Below are 2,813 nucleotides of genomic sequence, written 5' to 3'. Positions count from 1 at the left end.
GGATGTATGGGTCACAGTAAACGTGTTTAGGATAAGCCCTCGACCGATTAGTATTCGTCAGCTACACACATTGCTGTGCTTCCACCCCGAACCTATCAACCTCGTCGTCTTCAAGGGGTCTTACATACTGGGAAATCTCATCTTGAGGGGGGCTTCACGCTTAGATGCTTTCAGCGCTTATCCCGTCCGTACTTGGCTACCCAGCGGTGCTCCTGGCGGAACAACTGGTACACCAGCGGTACGTCCATCCCGGTCCTCTCGTACTAAGGACAGCTCCTCTCAAATTTCCTGCGCCCGCGACAGATAGGGACCGAACTGTCTCACGACGTTCTGAACCCAGCTCGCGTACCGCTTTAATGGGCGAACAGCCCAACCCTTGGGACCTACTTCAGCCCCAGGATGCGATGAGCCGACATCGAGGTGCCAAACCTCCCCGTCGATGTGGACTCTTGGGGGAGATAAGCCTGTTATCCCCAGGGTAGCTTTTATCCGTTGAGCGATGGCCCTTCCATTCGGTACCACCGGATCACTAAGCCCGACTTTCGTCCCTGCTCGACTTGTAGGTCTCGCAGTCAAGCTCCCTTATGCCTTTGCACTCTTCGAATGATTTCCAACCATTCTGAGGGAACCTTTGGGCGCCTCCGTTACATTTTAGGAGGCGACCGCCCCAGTCAAACTGTCCACCTGACACGGTCCCCGAACCGGTTTCACGGTTCTAGGTTAGAACTCCGATACGATCAGGGTGGTATCCCAACGTTGCCTCCACACAAGCTGGCGCTCATGCTTCWWAGGCTCCCACCTATCCTGTACAGATCGTACCAAAGTTCAATATCAAGTTACAGTAAAGCTCCATGGGGTCTTTCCGTCTTGTCGCGGGTAACCTGCATCTTCACAGGTATTAAAATTTCACCGGATCTCTCGTTGAGACAGCGCCCAAGTCGTTACGCCATTCGTGCGGGTCAGAATTTACCTGACAAGGAATTTCGCTACCTTAGGACCGTTATAGTTACGGCCGCCGTTTACTGGGGCTTCGGTTCACAGCTTCGGRTTRCYCCTAACCGCTCCCCTTAACCTTCCAGCACCGGGCAGGCGTCAGCCCGTATACTTCGCCTTACGGCTTCGCACAGACCTGTGTTTTTGCTAAACAGTCGCTTGGGCCTTTTCACTGCGGCCCCCTCGGGCTATTCACCCTACCGAGGCACCCCTTCTCCCGAAGTTACGGGGTCATTTTGCCGAGTTCCTTAACGAGAGTTCTTCCGCGCGCCTTAGCATGCTCTGCTCGCCTACCTGTGTCGGTTTGCGGTACGGGCACCTAGATCTCACTAGAGGCTTTTCTTGACAGCCGGAGTACATGACCTTCGCTACTGCAATTTTCGCTCCCCATCACAGCCCAGCCTTATGATCGACGGATTTGCCTATCSATCAGCCTCACTGCTTGGACGGACTATTCCATCAGTCCGCGTCACTGCCCTTCTGTGTCACCCCATTGCTCAAACRATCTTCGGTGGTACAGGAATTTCAACCTGTTGTCCATCCACTACGCCTTTCGGCCTCGCGTTAGGTCCCGACTTACCCTGAGAGGACGAGCCTTCCTCAGGAACCCTTAGGCTTTCGGCGGACAAGATTCTCACTTGTCTTTTCGTTACTCATACCGGCATTCTCACTTGAATACAGTCCACCAGTCCTCACGGTCCAACTTCAATCCGTATTCAACGCTCCCCTACCCAAGTACCTAATGGTACATGTCATAGCTTCGGTGGTGTGTTTAGCCCCGTTACATTTTCGGCGCAGAGTCACTCGACCAGTGAGCTATTACGCACTCTTTAAATGATGGCTGCTTCTAAGCCAACATCCTGGTTGTCTTTGCAACTCCACATCCTTTCCCACTTAACACACACTTGGGGACCTTAGCTGATGATCTGGGCTGTTTCCCTCTTGACAATGGATCTTAGCACTCACTGTCTGACTCCCGAGTAGCACGTCTATGGCATTCGGAGTTTGACTGGACTTGGTAACCCTTGGCGGGCCCCGCACCCAATCAGTGCTCTACCTCCACGACGCTCATTCCTCGAGGCTAGCCCTAAAGCTATTTCGGGGAGAACCAGCTATCTCCGAGTTCGATTGGAATTTCTCCGCTACCCCCACCTCATCCCCGCATTTTTCAACATGCGTGGGTTCGGGCCTCCAGTGCGTGTTACCGCACCTTCACCCTGGACAGGGGTAGATCACACGGTTTCGGGTCTACGACCACGTACTTATTCGCCCTATTCAGACTCGCTTTCGCTACGGCTCCGTCTTCCCGACTTAACCTTGCACGTGATCGTAACTCGCCGGTTCATTCTACAAAAGGCACGCCATCACCCATTTAACGGGCTCTGACTTTTTGTAAGCGCACGGTTTCAGGTTCTTTTTCACTCCGCTTCCGCGGTGCTTTTCACCTTTCCCTCACGGTACTGCTTCACTATCGGTCACCAGGGAGTATTTAGCCTTGGCAGATGGTCCTGCCGGATTCCGACGGGGTTTCTCGTGTCCCGCCGTACTCAGGATCCGTCTCGGAGRGTGCTTGCTTTCGGTTACAGGGCTTTTACCTGCTCTGGCGGGCCTTTCCAGACCTCTTCGCCTACCAAACACTTTTGTAACTCCRTGTGAGACGTCCTACAACCCCAAGAAGCAAGCTCCTTGGTTTGGGCTAATCCGCGTTCGCTCGCCGCTACTGACGGAATCACTATTGTTTTCTCTTCCTCAGGGTACTTAGATGTTTCAGTTCCCCTGGTATGCCTCTACCCAACCTATGTATTCAGTTGAGAGTAACT

General features: G+C 53.4%; 1 rRNA gene. It reads right to left on the bottom strand.

The annotated features are described in order from the left end of the window. Window positions 1-27: 27 nt before the first annotated feature. Window positions 28-2,813: ribosomal RNA gene (locus AC1DM9_RS34245) — 23S ribosomal RNA — on the bottom strand; the annotation flags it as partial.

The organism is Paenibacillus sp. 01T431 (genome assembly GCF_056398625.1).
Note: the sequence above shows the minus strand (reverse complement) of the source record. Positions and strands in the feature narration are given on the sequence as shown.